Source organism: Burkholderia sp. IDO3 (genome assembly GCF_003366075.1).
GTDB classification, from domain to species: Bacteria; Pseudomonadota; Gammaproteobacteria; order Burkholderiales; family Burkholderiaceae; genus Burkholderia; species Burkholderia anthina.
This window is the reverse complement of sequence record NZ_CP028963.1, coordinates 862888-881435: the sequence shown is the minus strand read 5'-3', so window position 1 is coordinate 881435 and position 18548 is coordinate 862888. Positions and strand designations below refer to the sequence as shown.

Sequence of the window (18548 nt, the reverse complement as noted above, 5' to 3'; positions counted from 1 at the left end):
ATACGGTTTCGCGATTCGCTCAGGCGCCGCGCGCCTCGCTGTGGGCCTCGATATGCAGCGTGAGCTGCGCGGCTTCGTCGCGCGCGAGCACGAGCGTCGCATCGGCCGGCACGTCGAGCGTGCCGCCCGCGAAGCGCGCGGCAACCGGCAGCTCGCGGCCGCCGCGATCGGCGAGCACCGCCAGCTCGACCGCGGCCGGGCGGCCGTAGTCGAATAGCTCGTTGAGCGCGGCGCGCACCGTGCGGCCGGTGTACAGCACGTCGTCGACGAGCACGATGCGCGCACCGTCGACCTCGAACGGCAGCGCCGTCGGACTCGCCTGGCTGTGCAGCCCCTTCTTCGCGTAGTCGTCGCGATGCAGCGCGACGTTCACGACGCCGAACGCCGGCGCGCCGAGATCGCGCGCGAGGCGCTCGGCGAGCCATGCGCCGCCGCTGTAAATGCCGGCGAGGCGCGGGCCGCCCGGTTCGGCGAAGGCCGTGCCGTATGCGCCGCGGATCTGGTCGAGCAGGACGCGATAAAGCGCGTCGGCATCAATGGTGCTCATGGTCGGACAATTGATCGAGATACTGTTGAAGGATGACGCGCGCGGCTTCCGCATCGAGGATCTCGGCCCGCGCGCGGCCGCGCACGTTGCGCTCGCGCAGCCCGGCCTCGGCCTCGACCGACGAATAGCGCTCGTCGACCCACGTGACGGGCAGCCCGAAACGGCCGTTCAGCTGGTTGCCGAAGCGCTTGGCCTGCTGCGTCATCTCGTGCGGCGTGCCGTCCGGATGCATCGGCAGCCCGACGACGAGCGCGTCCGGCCGCCATTCGGCCAGCAGTTCGCCGACCGCGTTGAAGCGGTGCTCACGATTCAGGTTGGGAATCACGACGAGCGCCCGGGCCGAGCGCGTCAGCGCATTGCCGATCGCGACGCCGATCCGTTTCTCGCCGTAGTCGAACGCCAGGAGCGTCGCATCGCGCGCGCTCGCGCCACTCATGCGTGCCCTGCTTCGCCGGACAGCATCGACGAGCTGACGCCGAGCAGGCCGAGCGCGGCTTCGAAGCGCTCCTCGGCCGGCGTGTCGAACACGATGCGGGGATCGGCGGCCACGGTCAGCCAGCCGTTGCGGGAAATCTCTTCCTCGAGTTGCCCTGCCCCCCAGCCCGCATGGCCGAGCGTCAGCAGGAAACGTTTCGGGCCGGTGCCCGTCGCGACCGCCTCGAGCACGTCCTTCGACGTCGTCATCTCGAGCCCGCCGTCGACCGACATCGACGAGTTGTAGTTCGCGCCCTCGACCGGCTCGTGCAGCACGAAGCCGCGCTCGGTCTGGACCGGGCCGCCGAAGTACACGGGAATGTGCAGCAGCGGCTCGATGTCGAGCTTCAGGTCGATGCGGTTGAACAGCGATTCGAGATCGATGTCGGTGGGACGATTGATGACGAGGCCGAGCGCACCGCGCTCGCTGTGATCGCAAAGATAGACCACCGTTCCCGAAAACGTCGGATCCGCCATGTTCGGCATGGCGATCAGGAACTGGTTGGTGAGATTGATGCGATCGGAAGGCTTTGACATGGTTTGAATTTTAGCAAAGACGCCGCGACCTGACCGGGCCGCGATCAACAAGCAACGCCGCGCGACGCTGGCAACGACGCGCGCGGATCACACGGCACTCTAACACGCGCGCGGGTGCTGTCGGCAGCGTGTTGCCGGCCCGCGCGACAAGGGCCGCCGCCGTGCAGGCGCCCCGTTGCGGGTCAGGCCCGGTCGAGCGCCGCGCCGAGCGCGCCGGACGCCGCGGTCAGGTCCGGCGGCGCGACGCCCGCCGCGATCTTCAGCAGCGCGGCGCGCAGCATGTCGGACGCGCGGGCGTGCGCGTCGAGCCCGCCGTCGGCGAGCGGCACGCCGTGCGCGGCGCGGCGCCACGCGAGCCCGAGCGTATCGGCCAGCAGCGCCGCGTGGCCGAGCCCGAGCGCGCATGCGGCCGTCCCGACCCGATAGGCGGCGGCCGATGCGCGCCATGCGGCGCCCGCATCGGCCCCGGCCGGCGCGGCCGCGAGATCGGCCATCGACGCATCGGCCGTCTGCAGGAAATCCTCATAGGCATGCGCGTTGACGGTCACGACACCGAGCGTGCGGGTCGGCGCCGCCGCGACCGCGTCATGCTCGGCGCGCGCGGCATCGGCTTCCCACAACGCCTCGGATGCCGGCGTGCCGGCGACGTGCCAGTCCACCGTCAGCCCGTAGTCGTGCAGCACGTCGACGAGCGCGACATCCTCGGCGGCCGCGCCGAACAACGCGAAATCGCGCCACAGCAGCGCAAGCGTCTCGCGCACGAGCGCGGGCGGCGCACTGCGCCGGCCTTGCGCGTGCTCGCCGAGCAGCAGGTTGGTCCGCGCGAGAAAACGTTTCAGTTCGGGGGCGCCGCTGGCGCGCAGCGCGCGCAGGCACGCGGCGGCCAGCCGCCAGAAGTCGTACGGCACGCCGTCGGCCAGCGCGGTCAGGGTCGCATCGAGTTCGTCGAGCGCCGCGTCCGGCGTGCCCTGCGGCGTGCGCAGCACGGCGAGCAGCGCTTGTTCGTAGCGGGCGCGGGCGCGACTCGCGAAGGTATCGGGCAACGCGCGCAGCGTCGCCGGCGGCACCGCGCGCCCGACGAGCGCGAGCGCGTCGAGCGGCGCGCTGGCGCGCAGATCCGCCGCGCTTTGCGCACGCAACGCGCGGAAATGTTCGAAGAGAACCGGCGAGCAGGCCAGCTCGCGCAGATTGTGACGCGCGACGGCCGCGCGGAAATCGTCGAGCGCGATGCGCCAGACGGCAGACGTCGGCTCGGTGACGACCAGCGGCGCGGCGGCCGACAACTGCCCCGCGAACCGGGCGGCCGGCAGCCAGCCGGCCTCCGCGAGCACCGCCGCGGCGGCCGCAAGCGGCGCTACCGCGTCGTCGCGACGCGCAAATGCGTCGGCGGCCGCCGCGAGTGACGCGTCGGCCGCGCGCACCGCCCCGCCGCGAGGGTTGGGCAGTGCATCAGGATGGGGAACGTTCGCCGGGTCGGCCGTCATGGACACGCGCGCCTGTCATCGTCAAGTCGCTCGCGCCGGCCACGGCGCGCGAGCGCCGGGCAACCGCGAGGCCGGAGCGGTGTGTCCGTGGGCCAAGGGTCCGGTCAGATCTGGACCATCTCGAAGTCTTCCTTGCGAGCGCCGCACTCGGGACACGTCCAGTTGATCGGGACGTCTTCCCAGCGCGTGCCCGGGGCGATGCCCTCTTCGGGCAGCCCCGCTTCTTCGTCATAAATCCAGCCACAAATCAGGCACATCCAGCTCTTGTATTCCATCTTAAGCCGCGTCGGGAAAGTCGGTAAATTCGGGAGCCATGATGGTACCGTGTCGGGGCCGGACTGCCTAGCAATCGCACTGGAGTACGGCAACTACGTTGCGCTGCGCTAAAAAATCCGTCGTGCGGGCCGGATTCCGCCGCATAATGGCTGCAAAGTGCGGCCTGCCGGGCAACACAGGGCCCGAAATGGCCCATTTCGCCTCGCCGTCCGCACCTCCGTCGCTTCCCCGTTTTTTTCTTGCCCCATTTTTACATGTCCAGCAACGCCCCTCCGATCGTCCTCACCTTCGGCCTGTCCGATCCCACCGGCGGCTCCGGCCTCCAAGCCGATCTGATGACCCTGGCGAGCATGGGCTGCCACGGCGTGTCCGTCCTGACGGGCTATACCGTGCGCGACTCGGCTGCCTGCGACGAAGTGACCGGCCTCGATCCCGATGTCGTCGCCGCCCAGGCGCGCATGCTGCTCGAGGACATGCCGGTCGCCGCATTCAAGATCGGCGCGGCGACGCGCGCGGAAGTCGTGAGCGCGATCGCGGAAGTGGTCGCCGATTACGACGGCGTGCCGCTCGTGCTCGCGCCGGACTTCACGCTCGACGACGAGCACGTGCTCGCCGCCGACGACCTGCGCGAATCGATCGCCGACCTGCTCGCGCCGCAGACGACGCTGCTCGTTGCCGATTACGCGACGCTGATCGCGCTCGCGCAGCCGGACGGCGATGCCGAAGCGCCGAATCTCGACGCGGCCGTGTCGCACCTGCTCGCGCAGGGTTGCGAGTACATCCTGTCGTCGGAGACGGGCTCGCACCGGCTCGTCAACACGCTGTACGGCGAGGAAGGCCAACTGCGCGAAGACATGTGGGATCGCTCGCCGCACCGGCTGATGGGCATCACCGACACGCTGGGCGCGGCGATCGCCGCGCTGCTCGCGAACGGCCAGGAGCCGCCCGAAGCGGTACGCGAAGCGCAGGAGTACCTGTATCAGGCCGTGCGCGACGCGTTCCGTCCCGGCATGGGTGCGTACCTGCCCGACCGGTTCTTCTGGGCCCGCAGCAACGACGACGCGGATACGCCGCCGGCCGTGAAGGCCGATCCGGTACCGAGGACGTCGCACCGGCATTGACGCACGGCGGCCACATGCCGCCGCGCCGTCGAAGCACAGCCCACCATCGCGTCGGGGCGGCACATCCGCCCCTTCTTTCGCGCACGCCGCGAATGGCGCGCGACAAATAAAAAAAGACCCGCATCGCTGCGGGTCTTTTCTTTTGGCTGGAACGCGCATCGCTGCGCGCCCCGGACACCATCGACCGAAGTCGATTACATGTCCATGCCCATGCCGCCCATGCCGCCCGGCATGCCGCCCGGCATCGGTGCGTCTTCCTTCGGCAGTTCTGCGACAGCTGCGTCCGTCGTCAGCAGCAGGCCGGCAACCGAAGCTGCGTTCTGCAGTGCGGTGCGCGTGACCTTGGTCGGGTCGACGACACCGGCTTCAACCATGTCGACGTACTCGCCCGTTGCTGCGTTGTAGCCGTAGTTGCCCTTGCCCGCAGCAACTGCCGCCACCACGACGCTGGCTTCTTCGCCGCCGTTCGTGACGATCTGGCGCAGCGGCTCTTCCATGGCGCGCAGCACGATCTTGATGCCGGCGTTCTGGTCGGCGTTCGCGCCGGTCAGGGCTGCGATCGCGGTGCGAGCGCGGATCAGCGCAACGCCGCCGCCTGCCACGATGCCTTCTTCCACAGCTGCGCGCGTTGCGTGCAGTGCGTCTTCGACACGTGCCTTCTTTTCCTTCATTTCGACTTCGGTCGCAGCACCGACCTTGATCACTGCCACGCCGCCGGCCAGCTTGGCCACGCGCTCTTGCAGCTTTTCACGGTCGTAGTCCGACGTCGCTTCTTCGATTTGCGTGCGAACTTGCTTGACGCGCGCTTCGATGTTCACGGCTTCGCCTGCGCCGTCGATGATCGTCGTGTTTTCCTTGCCCACTTCGATGCGCTTCGCCTGGCCCAGTTCTGCCAGCGTTGCCTTCTCGAGCGTCAGGCCGGTTTCTTCCGCGACGACTTGACCGCCGGTCAGGATCGCGATGTCTTCCAGCATGGCCTTGCGGCGATCGCCGAAGCCCGGCGCCTTGACCGCAACGGTCTTCAGGATGCCGCGGATGTTGTTGACGACCAGCGTTGCGAGCGCTTCGCCTTCGACGTCTTCGGCGATGATCAGCAGCGGACGGCCAGCCTTCGCGACTTGCTCGAGCACCGGCAGCAGATCACGGATGTTCGACACCTTCTTGTCGTGCAGCAGCACGAACGGGTTGTCGAGGACGGCGACTTGCTTGTCCGGGTTGTTGATGAAGTACGGCGACAGGTAGCCGCGGTCGAACTGCATGCCTTCGACGACGTCGAGTTCGTCGGCGAGCGACTTGCCGTCTTCGACGGTGATCACGCCTTCCTTGCCGACCTTGTCCATCGCTTCAGCGATGCGATCGCCGATCGACGAGTCGCTGTTCGCCGAGATCGAGCCGACCTGTGCGATTTCCTTGTTGGTCGTGCACGGCTTGCTGATCTTCTTCAGCTCTTCGACAGCCGCTGCGACTGCCTTGTCGATGCCGCGCTTCAGGTCCATCGGGTTCATGCCCGATGCGACGTACTTCATGCCTTCGCGAACGATCGATTGCGCGAGGACGGTTGCCGTCGTCGTGCCGTCGCCTGCGTTGTCGCTGGTCTTGGAAGCCACTTCCTTGACCATTTGCGCGCCCATGTTCTGGAGCTTGTCCTTCAGCTCGATTTCCTTCGCGACCGACACACCGTCCTTGGTGACCGTCGGGCCGCCGAAGCTGCGCTCGAGCACGACGTTGCGGCCCTTCGGACCCAGCGTGACCTTGACTGCGTTGGCGAGAATGTTCACGCCTTCGACCATCTTCGAACGGGCGGAATCGCCGAATACGACGTCTTTAGCTGCCATCTTCTAACTCCTTGAATTCTTGGGAATATGTACCGTCAGTGGACGCTTACTTCGCGTTGACCACGGCCATGATGTCTTCTTCGCGCATGACCAGCAGCTCCTGGCCGTCGACCTTCACGGTCTGACCAGCGTACTTGCCGAACAGGACGCGATCGCCGACCTTCACGTCGAGCGCGATCGGTGCGCCCTTGTCGTCGCGCTTGCCCGGGCCGACCGCGAGGATCTCGCCTTGATCCGGCTTTTCAGCAGCAGCTTCGGGGATCACGATGCCCGAGGCGGTCTTGGTTTCCTGATCCAGGCGCTTGACGATCACGCGATCGTGCAAAGGACGAAGGTTCATATTCACTCCTCTCTTGACTGAGATTGAAGAACGCTTAGGGAATCTGCCCGGCGGATCGCCCGGCAGAGAATTGTTAGCACTCTCGTGCAGCGAGTGCTAATTATATGGACGGGTTTTGACAAATTCAAGAAGGGAGGCCGAACGAATTTTCGGCGCGGCAAAGCAGGCGGAAAAGCACGCAACCACAACGAAAACCCCTTTTAAAACAAAAACATGGGAAACCCGAACCGGCCTGATCGGCGCGCGCGGCTCGCCCCGAAAGTCGTTCAGCCCCGTTTGGACACCGGGTAAGCACGGAGTTCCTGCGTCCGGCGACATCGCGTCGCAAAGCCTGCACGGACGCCGATTCCGTCCACTGCAACGCCCTCGCTCGCGCCCGCCGCCGGCCCGTCGCGCCCCCTCCTCGCCGCGACATCGGCCCGCATCGAACCAATCAATTGCATTACGCCGATATTTACGGTTTAGCGCGTTGCTAAACACGCGCGAAGCCCCATCCGTAAGGCCTCCCATTACATTCAGTAATTTAGATGAGAATCATTCTCGTTTACATTGACTTTCTCATTTGACACTCCTACGATGCGCCGCGTTGCGTTCGTTTTCGTGCTCCGACCGACAGGTGCCGAGCGTCCGGACAGCGACCGACAAGCAGGACTCCACACTAATTAGAGCCAGGGATTCGATATGACCTTTGCGTCGCGCCATGGAGACCGCCTCCGCGCCCGGATGCGCCCCGCCGCCTGCGCGGTTCTCGTCGCCGGAGCGACGTTCGCCTGCGCCGGCGCCTATGCGGACACGCCGGTCGATGCGCAGCCCGAAGCGCCCGAAGCCGACCTCTCGATCCAGGCCCAGCCGACCAACATGTGGACCGGCATCTGGACCCGCCAGAACCTGCTCGGCGACATGGGCGGCATCCGCCCGTGGCTCGGCAAGTACGGCGCGACGCTGCAGATCACCGAAACCAGCGAATACCTCGCGAACCTGCGCGGCGGCCTGAATCGCGGCGGCGCGTACGACGGGCTCACGACGGCCACGTTGACGGTCGACACGCAGAAGGCGATCGGCCTGCCCGGCGGCACCTTCAACGTCAGCGCGCTGCAGATCCACGGCACCAACCTGAGCGCGCGCAACCTCGGCACGCTCAACACCGCGAGCGGCATCGAGGCGCAGGACACGACGCGCCTCTGGGAGCTGTGGTACCAGCAGTCGTTCCTCGACAAGCGCGTCGACGTGAAGATCGGTCAGCAGAGCCTCGACCAGGAATTCATGGTCAGCACGTACGCGAACACGTTCGTCAACACGATGTTCGGCTGGCCCGCGCTGCCGTCGTACGATCTGCCGAACGGCGGCCCCGCGTATCCGCTCGCGGGCCTGGGCGTGCGCGTGCGCGGCCAGATCACGCCGAAGCTCACCGCACTCGCGGGCGTGTTCGACGGCGATCCGCTCGGCAACAACCCGAACAACCTGAGCGGCACGAACTTCAACCTGCACAACGGCACGCTCTATATCGGCGAGCTGCAGTACGCGCTGAACCAGCCGGCCGACGGCGAGATGGACACCGGCCAGTCGAACGGGCTGCCGGGCACCTACAAGATCGGCGTCTGGTATCACAACGGCCGCTTCGCCGATCAGAACGTCGGCACCGACGGGCTGTCGCTCGCGAGCACCGCATCGAACGGCATCGCGCAGCAGCATCACGGCGACTACAGCTTCTACGCGGTGGCCGACCAGATGATCTGGCGCCCGGACCCGACCGGCGCGAAGAGCCTCGGCGTGTTCGCACGCGTGATGGGCGCGCCGGGCGACCGCAACCTCGTGAGCTTCTCGGCCAACGCGGGCATCGTGCTGAAAGGGCCGTTCGACGGCCGCGACAACGACAGCGTCGGCCTCGCCGTCACATACATCCAGGTCGGCAGCCACGTGACGGATCTCGACCAGGCCGCACAGATGGCCGCGGCCGGCCCGTATGGCGTGCGCACCCGCGAAACGGCCATCGAGGCCACCTACCAGTATCAGGTGAACCCGTGGTGGGTGATCCAGGCCGATGCGCAGTACACGTTCAATGCCGGCGCCGGCCAGAACCCGAACGATGCGACCCAGCCGCTGCGCAACACGTTCGTGCTCGGCGCGCGCACGACCATCACGTTCTGAACGCCGCCCACGTCACCCGTTTTTCGCGCGCCGCCCGGGCGGCGCGCTCCCAGGAGAGACCCAGATGAATCAATCCGCCCTGCTTCGCCGCTTCGCGACGGGCGCACTGGCCGCTGCCGCGCTGACGGCCGCCGCCGGCGCGCTCGCCGAGCCGCAAGGCTTCCTCGAAACGCTGCATCGCCACGCGCTGCTCGTGAACACGGTGCCCGACAACGGCGACCAGAACCCGTATGCGATCGCGGTCGCGCCGGTATCGGCCGGCACGGTCCAGGCGGGCGACGTGCTCGTCGACAACTTCAACAACTCGGCGAACCTGCAAGGCACCGGCAGCACGATCGTCGACTACCGCCCGTCGACGAAGCAGATGAGCGTGTTCGCGACGATCCCGCGCGACCTGAAGGCATGCCCGGGCGGCATCGGCCTGTCGACCGCGATGACGATGCTGAAGTCCGGCTGGGTGATCGTCGGCAGCACGCCGAGCAACGACGGCACGACCAACACCAAGGGCGCCGGCTGCCTGATCGTGCTCGACCCGCAAGGCAAGGTCGCGTCGACGTGGTCGAGCCCGAACATCAACGACCCGTGGGGCAACATGGCCGTGGTCGACCGCGGCGACAGCGCGACGCTGTTCGTCAGCATGGCCGGCTTCGGCGTCGGCGGCGCGGACGGCAACCCGCCCGTCTACAAGCAGGCGACCGTGCTGCGCCTGGACGTCGACGTGCCGGCCGGCAAGCCGCCCGCGATCAAGCAGGAAACGGTGATCGCGAGCGGCCTCGGCGCGCAGGCCGACAAGGGCGTGTTCCTGGTCGGCCCGACCGGCCTCGCGCTGTCGGACGACCAGAAGAAGCTGTACGTGTCGGACGCGATCGGCAACCGGATCGTCGAGATCGACGATCCGCTCACGCGCGACACCAGCGCAGGCGTCGGCCGCCAGATCACGGCCGACGGCTTCCTGCGCCGCCCGCTCGCGCTCGCGACCGCGCCGAACGGCCACCTGCTCGCCACCAATGCGCAGAACGGCCAGGTCGTCGAAATCGACCCGGTCGCGGGCAAGCAGCTGTACGCGCGCTGGATCGACACCGACAAGGCGCAATCGCCGCCGGGCAACGGCGACCTGTTCGGGATCGCGATGACGCCCGAGGGCGACGGCTTCTATTACGTGCAGGACGACGTCAACACGCTGATGCTCGCGAAGTAACGGAACGAATCATGGCAGACGATCTGAACCCGCCGTCGCGCCCCGCGCGCCGCGGCTTCCTGAAGGCCGGCGGCGCGGCGGTGGCCGCGAGCCTCGCCGCCGGCGCGATGCCGCCCGCGTGCGCGGCCGAGACGGCCGCGCCGTCCCCGCACGCGCACGACGACGACATCGAGCCGTTCTACGGCAAGCACCAGAGCGGCATCGCGACGCCGCAGCAGCGCAATGCGTATTTCGCGGCGCTCGACCTCGCGACGACCCGGCGCGCGGACGTGATCGCGCTGCTGAAGACGTGGACCGACGCGGCCGCGCGCCTCGCGCGTGGCGAAACCGCGCAGCCGCTGCCGGCGAACGGCGCGGACGAGGCGGCGCCGGCCGACTCGGGCGACGCGCTCGGCATCGGCCCGTCGCGGCTGACCATCACGTTCGGCTTCGGGCCCGGCATGTTCACGCTCGCGGGCAAGGACCGCTACGGGCTCGAGAAGCAGCGCCCCGCCGCGCTGGTCGATCTGCCGCGCTTCAACGGCGACCAGCTGATCCCGGAGAAGACCGGCGGCGACCTGTTCATCCAGGCGTGCGCGAACGACGCGCAGGTCGCGTTCCACGCGGTGCGTCAGCTCGTGCGGCTCGGCGGCAAGACCGTGCAGATGCGCTGGGGCCAGGCCGGCTTCACGTCCGGCAAGCCGGGCGAGACGCCGCGCAACCTGATGGGCTTCAAGGACGGCACGATGAATCCGTCGAGCAAGGATCCGGGCTCGATGGACAAATTCGTGTGGGCCGGCGCCGAAGGCCCGGCATGGATGAACGGCGGCACCTACACGGTCGTGCGCCGCATCCGCATCACGCTCGAGCACTGGGACAACACCGAGCTCGGCTTTCAGGAGCAGGTGTTCGGCCGCAAGAAGTACAGCGGCGCGCCGCTCGGCGGCAAGGAAGAGTTCGAAGCGCTCGATCTCGACGCGGTCGACAAGGACGGCAACTCGGTCATCCCGGACAACGCGCACGCGCGTCTCGCATCGCCCCAACTGAACAACGGCGCGCAGATCCTGCGCCGCGCGTATTCGTACAACGACAGCACGAACTTCTACATCGAGCGCTGGCCGCCGTGGCGTCAGCAGACCGAGTACGACGCGGGGCTGATGTTCGTCGCGCACCAGCGCGACCCGCGCCACGGCTTCATTCCGATCAACGAGAAGCTCGCGAAGATGGACATCATGAACCAGTTCACCACGCACGTCGGCAGCGCGATCTTCGCGTGCCCGCCGGGCGCGCAACCGGGCTCCTACATCGGCGCCGCACTGTTCGAAGCCTGACGGCGCGACGACGTACGACGCATTTCCTGCCGGCCCGTCCGGATGCAACCTACGACCACGACATGAATACTTCACCCGTTAACCGCCCGCTGCGGCACCTGATCTCCGCGGCCGCCGCCGCGCTCATGCTGACCGGCGCGCTGCATGCCATGCCCGCGCACGCGGCCACGCTCACGCTGTACAACGCGCAGCACGAGCAGGTCGTCAACCAGCTCGTCAAGGACTTCGAAGCAGAGAGCGGCATCGCCGTGAAGGTGCGCTCGGGCGAAGGCCCGGCGCTCGCCGCGCAACTCGTCGCGGAAGGCGACCGCACGCCGGCCGACGTGTACTTCACCGAGAACTCGCCGGAACTCGTGCTGCTCGATCACAAGGGCCTGCTCGCGAAGACCGACGGCGCCGCGCTGCAAGCGGTGCCCGCGCGCTTCAACCCGGCCGACGGCAACTGGGTCGGCGTGCTCGCGCGCGAGAACGTGCTCGTCTACAACACCGCGAAGATCCAGCCGCAGCAACTGCCCGCATCGCTGCTCGACCTCGCGAAACCCGAATGGAAGGGCAAGGTCGGCATCGCGCCGAGCGACGCCGACTTCCTGCCGGTCGTGAGCGCCGTGCTCGCGCTGCACGGCGAGGCCGCGACGCTGCAATGGCTGAAGGGCCTGAAGACCAACGCGCAGATCTTCGACGACGACGAAGGCGTGACGGCGGCCGTCAACCGCGGCGGCGTCCTGACCGGCGTGATCAACAATTACTACTGGGCACGTCTGCACGCGGAGCTCGGCGACAAGTCGACGAAGAGCGCGATCCATCACTTCGCCAACGGCGACGTCGGTGCGGCCGTCAACGTGTCGGGCGCCGCGGTGCTGAAGGCATCGAAGCACCCGGCGGACGCGCAGAAGTTCGTCGCGTATCTGGTGAGCGCGCGCGCACAGAAACTGATGGCCGACGGTCATATCAGCTTCGAGTATCCGCTGCGGCCCGGCGTCGCGCCCGATCCGATCCTGAAGCCGTTCAATGACCTGCACCCGCCGGCGCTGACGTTCGATCAGCTCGGCGACGACAGCCAGGCCGGCAAGCTGCTGCGCCAGGCGGGTCTCCTCTGACCATGAGCGACGCCGTGTCCGGCACGGCCCGCGCGACACCCGACGGCGAGCGCACCGCGACGCGGCGGCGCCCGTCGCGTGCGCTCGTCGCGGCCGCCGCGTGCGGGCCGCTCGCGATCCTGCTGCCGCTCGGCTTCACGCTGTACCGCGCGGCAACCTTCGGCTTCGACGATGCGATCGAGCTGCTGTGGCGGCCGCTCGTCGGCGAACTGCTCGTCAACACGCTGTCGATCACGCTGGCCGCGACGCTCGCGTGCGCGCTGCTCGGCACGGCGCTCGCGTGGTTCATCGAGCGCACCGACCTGCCCGCTCGGCCGCTGTGGGCCGCGCTCGCCGCCGCGCCGCTCGCGGTGCCGCCGTTCATCACCAGCTACGCGTGGGTGTCGCTGAGCCTCGACCTGCAGGATTTCACCGGCGCGCTGCTCGTGCTGACGTCCGCGTACTTTCCGCTCGTCTACCTGCCGGTGGCGGCCGCGTTGCGCGAGCTCGATCCCGCGCTCGAGGAAAGCGCGCGCACGCTCGGCTGCTCGCCGTGGCATACCTTCTTTCGCGTCGTGCTGCCGCAACTGCGCCCCGCGCTGTGCGGCGGCATGCTGCTCGTCGCGCTCGGCGTGCTGTCCGAGTTCGGCGCGTTCCAGCTGCTGCGCTTTCGGACCTTCACGACCGAGATCTACGCGGAATACCGCACCGCGTTCGACGGTGGCGGCGCATCGCTGCTCGGCTGCGTGCTGATCGCGCTGTGCCTGCTGTGCCTGGCCGTCGAGGCGCGCGCGCGCGGCCAGGCACGCTACGGCCATACGCACCGCGCCGCACGCCGCGTCGCGATGCGCTATCCGCTCGGCAGGCTGCGCGGCCCCGTCGCCGCGGTGTTCGCCGCCGTTGCGCTCGCCACGCTCGGCGTGCCGCTCGCGATGATCGGCTACTGGCTCACGCAACAGGGAGCGGCGGCCGTCACGCCGGCCGACGTGTCGCCCGAACTGCTGTGGCAGACCACGCTCGCCTCGGCCGGCTACGGTCTCACGGCCGCGGCCGTGACGACGCTGCTCGCGCTGCCGCTCGCGTTCCTGCTGGTGCGCCACCCGGGCCGCGTCGCGACGCTGCTCGAACGCACGGCGATGACCGTGCAGGGCGTGCCGGGCATCGTCGTCGCGCTCGCGATCGTGTCGATCACCGTGCGGCTGCTGCAACCGCTGTACCAGAGCGCGCCGGCGCTCGTCGCCGCCTACGCGATCCTGTTCCTGCCGCTCGCGATCGTGAGCGTGCGCGCGGCGCTGTCGCACGTACAGGTGCGGCTCGAGGAAACCGCGCGCGCGCTCGGTCTCGGCTGGCGCGCGACGCTCACGCGCGTGGTGTTGCCGCTCGCGGCGCCGGGCCTCGGCGCCGCCGCGACGATGGTATTCATCTCGGTCGTGACGGAGCTGAACGCGACGCTGCTGCTGTCGCCGATCGGCACGCGCACGCTCGCGACGCAGGTGTGGAGCGATACGGCGACGCTCGCGTTCGCGGCCGCGGCGCCGTATGCGGCGCTTCTGGTCGCGCTGTCGCTGGGCGCGTCGGGCCTGCTGTTCCTGCTGCTCGGCCGCGCGTCGGTGCGCCACTGAGCGCACCGCCCTCTTTCCCCCGGAACCGCTCATGAGCGAATTACGCATCCACGGCCTGTCCAAATCGTTCGGATCGCATACCGTCCTGCACGATATCGACCTCACGGTACGGCGCGGCTCGCGGCTCGCGCTGCTCGGCCCGTCCGGCAGCGGCAAGACGACGCTGCTGCGCGTGCTGTGCGGCTTCGAGCACGCCGAGCGCGGCACCGTCGAGATCGACGGCCGGCGCGTGGCCGCGCCCGACCTCCATCTGCCGCCTGAGCAGCGCCGGATCGGCTACGTGCCGCAGGAAGGCGCGCTGTTTCCGCATCTGTCGGTGGCCGACAACATCGCGTTCGGGTTGCCGCGCGCGGCACGCCGACGTCATCATCGCGTCGACGAACTGCTCGAGATGGTCGGGCTGCCCGCATCGTATGCGAGCCGCATGCCGCAACAACTGTCCGGCGGACAGCAGCAGCGCGTCGCGCTGGCGCGCGCACTCGCGCCCGAACCGTCGCTCGTGATCCTCGACGAGCCATTCTCCGCACTCGATACGTCGCTGCGGCACGAAACGCGCAGCGCGGTCGCCGATGCCCTCGCCGCGGCAGGCGCGACGTCGGTGCTCGTCACGCACGATCAGCCCGAAGCGATGACGCTCGGCGATGAAGTCGCGGTGATGTGGCAGGGCCGGCTCGTGCAGACCGCCGCGCCGCAGACGCTGTACCGGCAGCCCGTCACGCGCGACATCGCGTCGTTCGTCGGGCAGGCCGTGCTGCTCGCGGGCCGCGTGCGCGACGGGCGCATCGTCTGCGTGCTCGGCGAGCTGCCGCTCGTCGCGCCGCTGCCCGACGGGCCGGCCGACGCGATGCTGCGTCCGGAACAGATCGGCATCGTGCCCGCCGCGCAGGCCGGCACCGCGGGCAGTCATGCCGCGCGGGTGGAAGCCACGCAGTTCGCCGGGCAGGACGCCGACGTGCTCGTGCGGCTCGATGCCGATGCCGACACGCTCGTACGTGCGCGCGTGCCGGGACATCGGTGTCCGGCCGTCGGCGCGCGCGTCGCGCTCGTCGTCGACGGCGCGGTGATGGCCTACGCGCGCTGACCGGCGCGCCGGCTCACACGTCGGCGCAGTCCGCGCCCGCGGCCGGCCGGAAGGTGCGGCCGTCCGTTTCGACTTCGGCGCCGAGCCGGCGCGCGAGGCCTTTCGCGCCTTCGCGCATCACGACGTCGTGATTCCATCTGAACAGCGGGCGCGCAACCGGCTCCAGCCAGTTCATCCAGCGCTCGCGGGTGCGGATGTGCCAGTCGTAGCGCACGACGGTGCGCGTGCCGTCGGCGCCGAACGACCAGCACCCGTCGCCTTCGATCGCGCCGCTCGCGCGGCCTTCGAGCACGCGCGGCGGCTCGATGCGCAGCACGCGCATGTCGAAGGTCAGCCGGTACGGCAACGCCCCCTTCCACGTATAGCGCTGCAGCGCGCCGACGCCGCGGGCGTCGCCGCGCTCGATCTCGACGGTCCGCACGGCGCTCTTCCACCAGTCGGGCCAGCGGTCGACCTGGTAGATCGCCTCCCAGACGACCGCGAGCGGCGCATCCACGCGCCACGTCGTCGAAAACCGGTATTCCGCCATGCCGCCTCCGGCGTGTCGTGCGCGTGCATGAAGCGCGATCAGGGCGCGAAAAAGCGTGCGGGAAACGCGACGTCGATCTCGACGTCGTCGAGCGTCACGGTTTCGAGCGGCTCACCGTCGCCATCCGCGAAACTGACGACCTTCAACGGGAAGCCGTCCTCGATGTCGAGCCACAGCTCGTAGCGATGCACGCCGTGGATCGCATGCGCGGGCGCGCCCGTCACCGATACGCGCAGCGCGGTGCGGCCGCCGACGGTTTCCTCGCCCGCGGTCACCGTCGCCCCGCCCTGCTGCAGCGCATGGACGTTGCGCAGCAGCGCGCCGACGTCCGAGTGGTCGACACGGTGGCCGCTGCGATCGCGCACGAGCGGATTGGACGGCGACAGCGTCAGCGCAGGCAGTGCGTGTTCGCCGAACGGACGCAGCCGGACCTTGCCTTCGCCGGGATCGTAGGCGAGCACCGCGCCGTGATGCGGCGACACGAAATCCATCCGGACGAAGCCGGGTTTCAGGTAGGCGTAGTGAATCTCGGTGTGCTCGCCGCTTCTCCCCGACGCGCGAATCGTCGCGCGGTACGACTGGACGTGGTCGAAATGCGCCTGCGCGACGGTCACGGGATCGGCTGTCATGCTCGCTCCTATCAGGCTCGCGGCCAGCAATGCGGCGATCATGGCGCCGCCTCGACGTCGAGCACGCCTTCCATCCCGCGCTCGCGATGGCTGCGCAAGAACAGCAGCCGATGCATGCAATAGTAGGCGAAACGACCGGGCGCCGTCGGCGTGAAGCGGAAGGTGCGCGGCGTCGTGGCCAGTTCGGTGTGCATCGCGATGCCGGCCTGCGGCGCATCGATTTCGAAACTGTGCGGCACGAGACCCGGTTCGGCCGATACGGTCAGTTCGACCGGCACGTGCGCGCGGACGATCACGTGGTTCGGACGAAAGAAATAGCTGCCGCCGACGATGCTCACCCGCTGCACGCCATCGGCGTCGACCGGCACGCGAACCGGAGCATCGCCGTCCGCCCGCGCGAGCCCCACGCCTGCCGCGAGTACCGCCACAGCCAACGTCATAGCCGCCTTCGCGTTCATGCCTTGCTCCCTGCCGGTGCCGCGCGCGTCATCCCTTCCATGCATCCGTCGGCCCGCCGAGCGCGCCGCACGCGTCGATCGCGAGCGCGCGCAGCCGCCGTTCGTCGCCTCGGCCGGACAGCGCATAACCCATGCCGCGATCCGACCAGAAATACGTGTAGCGGCCATCCGCCGACATCGCCTGCGGCGCGAGCCGCCGCGCATCGTAAGCCGTCATGTACAACGTCACGCGCGCGCCGTCCGCACGCTGATACATCAGTTGCGCGGCCGGCCCCGCGTCGCCCGGCAGCAGGCGACCGCCCAGCAGCGCATAGCCGTATTCGTCAAGCGACGGCGCACGCACGGTCCGGCCGAGACGCGCGGACAGCCATCCGCCCAGACGCGCCGGATCGCGGGCGTCGATTTCGACCGGATGGTCGCGATCGACCGCATATACGGCATAGGCGGCATCCGCGCGCGCGGCAAACGCCGGCTGGACGCCGAACGCCGTCCAGCCCGCATGCAGCGCAATGCCGATCACCAGCCCGGCCGCCAGCCCCGCGAATGCATACGCGACCCCGCGCCGGCGCGACGCGCGCCGCTGCACGAACAGCGCCGGCGCGGCGGCCGGCAACGGAAACAGCGCGTGCAACGCATCGCGCTGTGCGCCGTAATGCGCGAATCGGCCGGCTTCGCGCGGATCGGCCTGCAGCCGCTCGAGCACCTCGCGGCGCGCCGCCCCGGACAGCTCGCCGTCGAGCAGCGCGGACAGCAGCTGGGCCGATGCATCGGCGCCGTCGTCCCGGTCGTTCGAAGGTCTGCGCGGATCGTCGTCCATCATGTCTTCCCGATCACCCTGAGTGCAGCCGCGCGGTGCGCGGGCTGCTCGCCGGACAGTAGCGCACGCATCTGTTCGCGCGCCCGCGACAGCCGCGACATCACCGTCCCCACCGGCACGCCCAGCACCTGTGCTGCGTCGCGGTAGCTCAATTCCTCGAGCGCGACCAGCAGCAGCACCTCGCGCTGCTCGACCGGCAGCCGGTACAACGCGCGCTGCACGTCGCGCAACATCAGGCCGCCGACCTCGTCATCGGGTGCAGCCATCGTCTGCCAGGGCGCGGTCGCATCGTCGACCGCGAACTCGCGCCGCGCGCGCAACTGGTCGATGAAGCGGTGGCGCAGCAGCGTCAGCAGCCACGCGCGCAGGTTGCCGCCATCGCGCGGCGGCCGGTTCAGCGCGCGCTCGAGCGTGTCCTGCACGAGATCGTCCGCCCAGGCCCGGTCGCCCGTCAACGCGCGCGCATACCGCGTGAGATGCGGCAGCCATACCAGCAGATCCGATTCGTAGCTCATCCGGATGCCTCGCGCGTCGCCGCGCCGTCACTCCGTCGGTCGCTCAGGGACGCGCGACGTGCCACATCCCGCCGACCCCGTCGCCGCCCGCGTCGCCGGCCTTGCGGTCCATCTTCCAGCGATACAGCGGGCGGCCGTGATATGCCCATTGCTTCTTGCCGTCGCCGCGCACCACGAGGCTCAGTGCGCCCGACGCCTTGTCGTAGCCGTCGGCGAGCACCGGCGGCCAGTTGACCGCGCACGCGCCGGTGCACGTGCTCTTGCCCGGCGCGTCGTGATCGAACACGTACAGCGTCATGTGATCTTCGTCGATCAGTTTCCCGTCGACGGTCTGCGGCGGCTCCGCGGCGGCGGGCCTTGCGATCGCGGCAGTCAGCGCGACGGCGAACAGCATCGTCTTCATTCCCGTTCTCCCTGGCATGGCATGACGGCACGGCGCCGACGCACGGGACGGTCGACTTCGTCATGACCATTATCCCGCCGCTCGATCGCGCCGCGACTCGGTATGTAAACGGACGGGCCCGGCCGGTTATTCCATACCGCCCCGCAAT

Annotated in this window: 20 protein-coding genes; 7 read left to right on the top strand and 13 right to left on the bottom strand. The window is 69.0% G+C overall.

Going from position 1 to position 18548, the window contains the following annotated elements:
• Positions 1–19: 19 nt before the first annotated feature.
• The 5 genes from pyrR to DCN14_RS18540 form a co-directional block, all read right to left on the bottom strand.
• A complete protein-coding gene (gene pyrR / locus DCN14_RS18560) occupies positions 20–547 on the bottom strand; it encodes a bifunctional pyr operon transcriptional regulator/uracil phosphoribosyltransferase PyrR (protein ID WP_096503381.1) in 528 nt (175 codons plus the stop codon).
• Entirely contained in the window at positions 534–983 is a 450-nt protein-coding gene (ruvX, locus tag DCN14_RS18555) for a Holliday junction resolvase RuvX (RefSeq protein WP_096503379.1), read from the bottom strand. Before ruvX ends, pyrR begins: the two co-directional genes overlap by 14 nt.
• Entirely contained in the window at positions 980–1558 is a 579-nt protein-coding gene (locus DCN14_RS18550; RefSeq protein ID WP_034187262.1) for a YqgE/AlgH family protein, read from the bottom strand. Before DCN14_RS18550 ends, ruvX begins: the two co-directional genes overlap by 4 nt.
• Before the next feature lie 182 nt (positions 1559–1740).
• Positions 1741–3042 (bottom strand): hypothetical protein, encoded by a 1302-nt coding sequence (locus DCN14_RS18545; protein ID WP_115531423.1) that lies wholly within the window; start codon positions 3040–3042, stop codon positions 1741–1743.
• Between the two features lie 104 nt (positions 3043–3146).
• Positions 3147–3317: a rubredoxin gene (locus DCN14_RS18540; protein ID WP_004186709.1), complete on the bottom strand. Its 171-nt coding sequence runs from the start codon at positions 3315–3317 to the stop codon at positions 3147–3149.
• 255 nt (positions 3318–3572) lie between these two features.
• On the opposite strand from DCN14_RS18540, the gene DCN14_RS18535 reads away from it, so the two are divergent.
• Complete coding sequence (locus DCN14_RS18535) at positions 3573–4439, top strand: hydroxymethylpyrimidine/phosphomethylpyrimidine kinase (RefSeq protein ID WP_096504841.1); 867 nt, start codon at positions 3573–3575, stop codon at positions 4437–4439.
• 194 nt (positions 4440–4633) lie between these two features.
• On the opposite strand, the gene groL is transcribed toward DCN14_RS18535, so the two are convergent.
• Both groL and DCN14_RS18525 read right to left on the bottom strand, forming a co-directional pair.
• Positions 4634–6274, bottom strand: coding sequence for a chaperonin GroEL (groL, locus tag DCN14_RS18530; protein WP_096504843.1), 1641 nt, complete (start codon positions 6272–6274; stop codon positions 4634–4636).
• Positions 6275–6320: 46 nt separating this feature from the next.
• Complete coding sequence (locus DCN14_RS18525) at positions 6321–6614, bottom strand: co-chaperone GroES (protein WP_011544732.1); 294 nt, start codon at positions 6612–6614, stop codon at positions 6321–6323.
• A 723-nt stretch (positions 6615–7337) separates the two neighbouring features.
• Between DCN14_RS18525 and DCN14_RS18520 the strand changes: the two genes are divergently transcribed.
• From DCN14_RS18520 to DCN14_RS18495, 6 genes are all read left to right on the top strand, one after another.
• Positions 7338–8762 (top strand): carbohydrate porin, encoded by a 1425-nt coding sequence (locus DCN14_RS18520; RefSeq protein WP_240327393.1) that lies wholly within the window; start codon positions 7338–7340, stop codon positions 8760–8762.
• A 64-nt stretch (positions 8763–8826) separates the two neighbouring features.
• Positions 8827–9960 (top strand): hypothetical protein, encoded by a 1134-nt coding sequence (locus DCN14_RS18515; protein WP_096504847.1) that lies wholly within the window; start codon positions 8827–8829, stop codon positions 9958–9960.
• An 11-nt stretch (positions 9961–9971) separates the two neighbouring features.
• On the top strand, positions 9972–11270 hold the full coding sequence (gene efeB, locus DCN14_RS18510) for an iron uptake transporter deferrochelatase/peroxidase subunit (RefSeq protein WP_096504849.1): 1299 nt from the start codon (positions 9972–9974) through the stop codon (positions 11268–11270).
• 62 nt (positions 11271–11332) lie between these two features.
• Positions 11333–12367 (top strand): iron ABC transporter substrate-binding protein, encoded by a 1035-nt coding sequence (locus tag DCN14_RS18505; protein ID WP_096504851.1) that lies wholly within the window; start codon positions 11333–11335, stop codon positions 12365–12367.
• A gap of 2 nt (positions 12368–12369) precedes the next feature.
• Entirely contained in the window at positions 12370–13968 is a 1599-nt protein-coding gene (locus DCN14_RS18500) for an iron ABC transporter permease (protein WP_096504853.1), read from the top strand.
• A 31-nt stretch (positions 13969–13999) separates the two neighbouring features.
• Positions 14000–15049 (top strand): ABC transporter ATP-binding protein, encoded by a 1050-nt coding sequence (locus DCN14_RS18495; protein ID WP_096504855.1) that lies wholly within the window; start codon positions 14000–14002, stop codon positions 15047–15049.
• A 13-nt stretch (positions 15050–15062) separates the two neighbouring features.
• Here the strand turns inward: DCN14_RS18495 and DCN14_RS18490 are convergent, their stop codons facing one another.
• From DCN14_RS18490 to DCN14_RS18465, 6 genes are read right to left on the bottom strand one after another with little or no spacing between them, the layout of a single operon-like run.
• Entirely contained in the window at positions 15063–15578 is a 516-nt protein-coding gene (locus tag DCN14_RS18490) for an SRPBCC family protein (RefSeq protein WP_096504857.1), read from the bottom strand.
• A 38-nt stretch (positions 15579–15616) separates the two neighbouring features.
• Positions 15617–16249, bottom strand: a complete 633-nt coding sequence (locus tag DCN14_RS18485; protein WP_096504859.1) for a DUF1571 domain-containing protein — start codon at positions 16247–16249, stop codon at positions 15617–15619.
• Positions 16246–16665, bottom strand: coding sequence for a quinol oxidase (locus DCN14_RS18480; RefSeq protein WP_096504861.1), 420 nt, complete (start codon positions 16663–16665; stop codon positions 16246–16248). Before DCN14_RS18480 ends, DCN14_RS18485 begins: the two co-directional genes overlap by 4 nt.
• A gap of 28 nt (positions 16666–16693) precedes the next feature.
• On the bottom strand, positions 16694–17482 hold the full coding sequence (locus DCN14_RS18475) for an anti-sigma factor (RefSeq protein WP_096504863.1): 789 nt from the start codon (positions 17480–17482) through the stop codon (positions 16694–16696).
• On the bottom strand, positions 17482–17997 hold the full coding sequence (locus tag DCN14_RS18470) for a sigma-70 family RNA polymerase sigma factor (protein ID WP_096504865.1): 516 nt from the start codon (positions 17995–17997) through the stop codon (positions 17482–17484). Before DCN14_RS18470 ends, DCN14_RS18475 begins: the two co-directional genes overlap by 1 nt.
• Before the next feature lie 43 nt (positions 17998–18040).
• Positions 18041–18400 (bottom strand): hypothetical protein, encoded by a 360-nt coding sequence (locus DCN14_RS18465; RefSeq protein ID WP_096504867.1) that lies wholly within the window; start codon positions 18398–18400, stop codon positions 18041–18043.
• Between the last annotated feature and the right edge of the window lie 148 nt (positions 18401–18548).

Bases quoted from the DNA above. Each gene is read 5' to 3' on its own strand.
- pyrR (WP_096503381.1), bottom strand. From the start codon at position 547: ATGAGCACCATTGATGCCGACGCGCTTTATCGCGTCCTGCTCGACCAG.
- ruvX (WP_096503379.1), bottom strand. From the start codon at position 983: ATGAGTGGCGCGAGCGCGCGCGATGCGACGCTCCTGGCGTTCGACTAC.
- DCN14_RS18550 (WP_034187262.1), bottom strand. From the start codon at position 1,558: ATGTCAAAGCCTTCCGATCGCATCAATCTCACCAACCAGTTCCTGATC.
- DCN14_RS18545 (WP_115531423.1), bottom strand. From the start codon at position 3,042: ATGACGGCCGACCCGGCGAACGTTCCCCATCCTGATGCACTGCCCAAC.
- DCN14_RS18540 (WP_004186709.1), bottom strand. From the start codon at position 3,317: ATGGAATACAAGAGCTGGATGTGCCTGATTTGTGGCTGGATTTATGAC.
- DCN14_RS18535 (WP_096504841.1), top strand. From the start codon at position 3,573: ATGTCCAGCAACGCCCCTCCGATCGTCCTCACCTTCGGCCTGTCCGAT.
- groL (WP_096504843.1), bottom strand. From the start codon at position 6,274: ATGGCAGCTAAAGACGTCGTATTCGGCGATTCCGCCCGTTCGAAGATG.
- DCN14_RS18525 (WP_011544732.1), bottom strand. From the start codon at position 6,614: ATGAACCTTCGTCCTTTGCACGATCGCGTGATCGTCAAGCGCCTGGAT.
- DCN14_RS18520 (WP_240327393.1), top strand. From the start codon at position 7,338: ATGCGCCCCGCCGCCTGCGCGGTTCTCGTCGCCGGAGCGACGTTCGCC.
- DCN14_RS18515 (WP_096504847.1), top strand. From the start codon at position 8,827: ATGAATCAATCCGCCCTGCTTCGCCGCTTCGCGACGGGCGCACTGGCC.
- efeB (WP_096504849.1), top strand. From the start codon at position 9,972: ATGGCAGACGATCTGAACCCGCCGTCGCGCCCCGCGCGCCGCGGCTTC.
- DCN14_RS18505 (WP_096504851.1), top strand. From the start codon at position 11,333: ATGAATACTTCACCCGTTAACCGCCCGCTGCGGCACCTGATCTCCGCG.
- DCN14_RS18500 (WP_096504853.1), top strand. From the start codon at position 12,370: ATGAGCGACGCCGTGTCCGGCACGGCCCGCGCGACACCCGACGGCGAG.
- DCN14_RS18495 (WP_096504855.1), top strand. From the start codon at position 14,000: ATGAGCGAATTACGCATCCACGGCCTGTCCAAATCGTTCGGATCGCAT.
- DCN14_RS18490 (WP_096504857.1), bottom strand. From the start codon at position 15,578: ATGGCGGAATACCGGTTTTCGACGACGTGGCGCGTGGATGCGCCGCTC.
- DCN14_RS18485 (WP_096504859.1), bottom strand. From the start codon at position 16,249: ATGATCGCCGCATTGCTGGCCGCGAGCCTGATAGGAGCGAGCATGACA.
- DCN14_RS18480 (WP_096504861.1), bottom strand. From the start codon at position 16,665: ATGAACGCGAAGGCGGCTATGACGTTGGCTGTGGCGGTACTCGCGGCA.
- DCN14_RS18475 (WP_096504863.1), bottom strand. From the start codon at position 17,482: ATGGACGACGATCCGCGCAGACCTTCGAACGACCGGGACGACGGCGCC.
- DCN14_RS18470 (WP_096504865.1), bottom strand. From the start codon at position 17,997: ATGAGCTACGAATCGGATCTGCTGGTATGGCTGCCGCATCTCACGCGG.
- DCN14_RS18465 (WP_096504867.1), bottom strand. From the start codon at position 18,400: ATGAAGACGATGCTGTTCGCCGTCGCGCTGACTGCCGCGATCGCAAGG.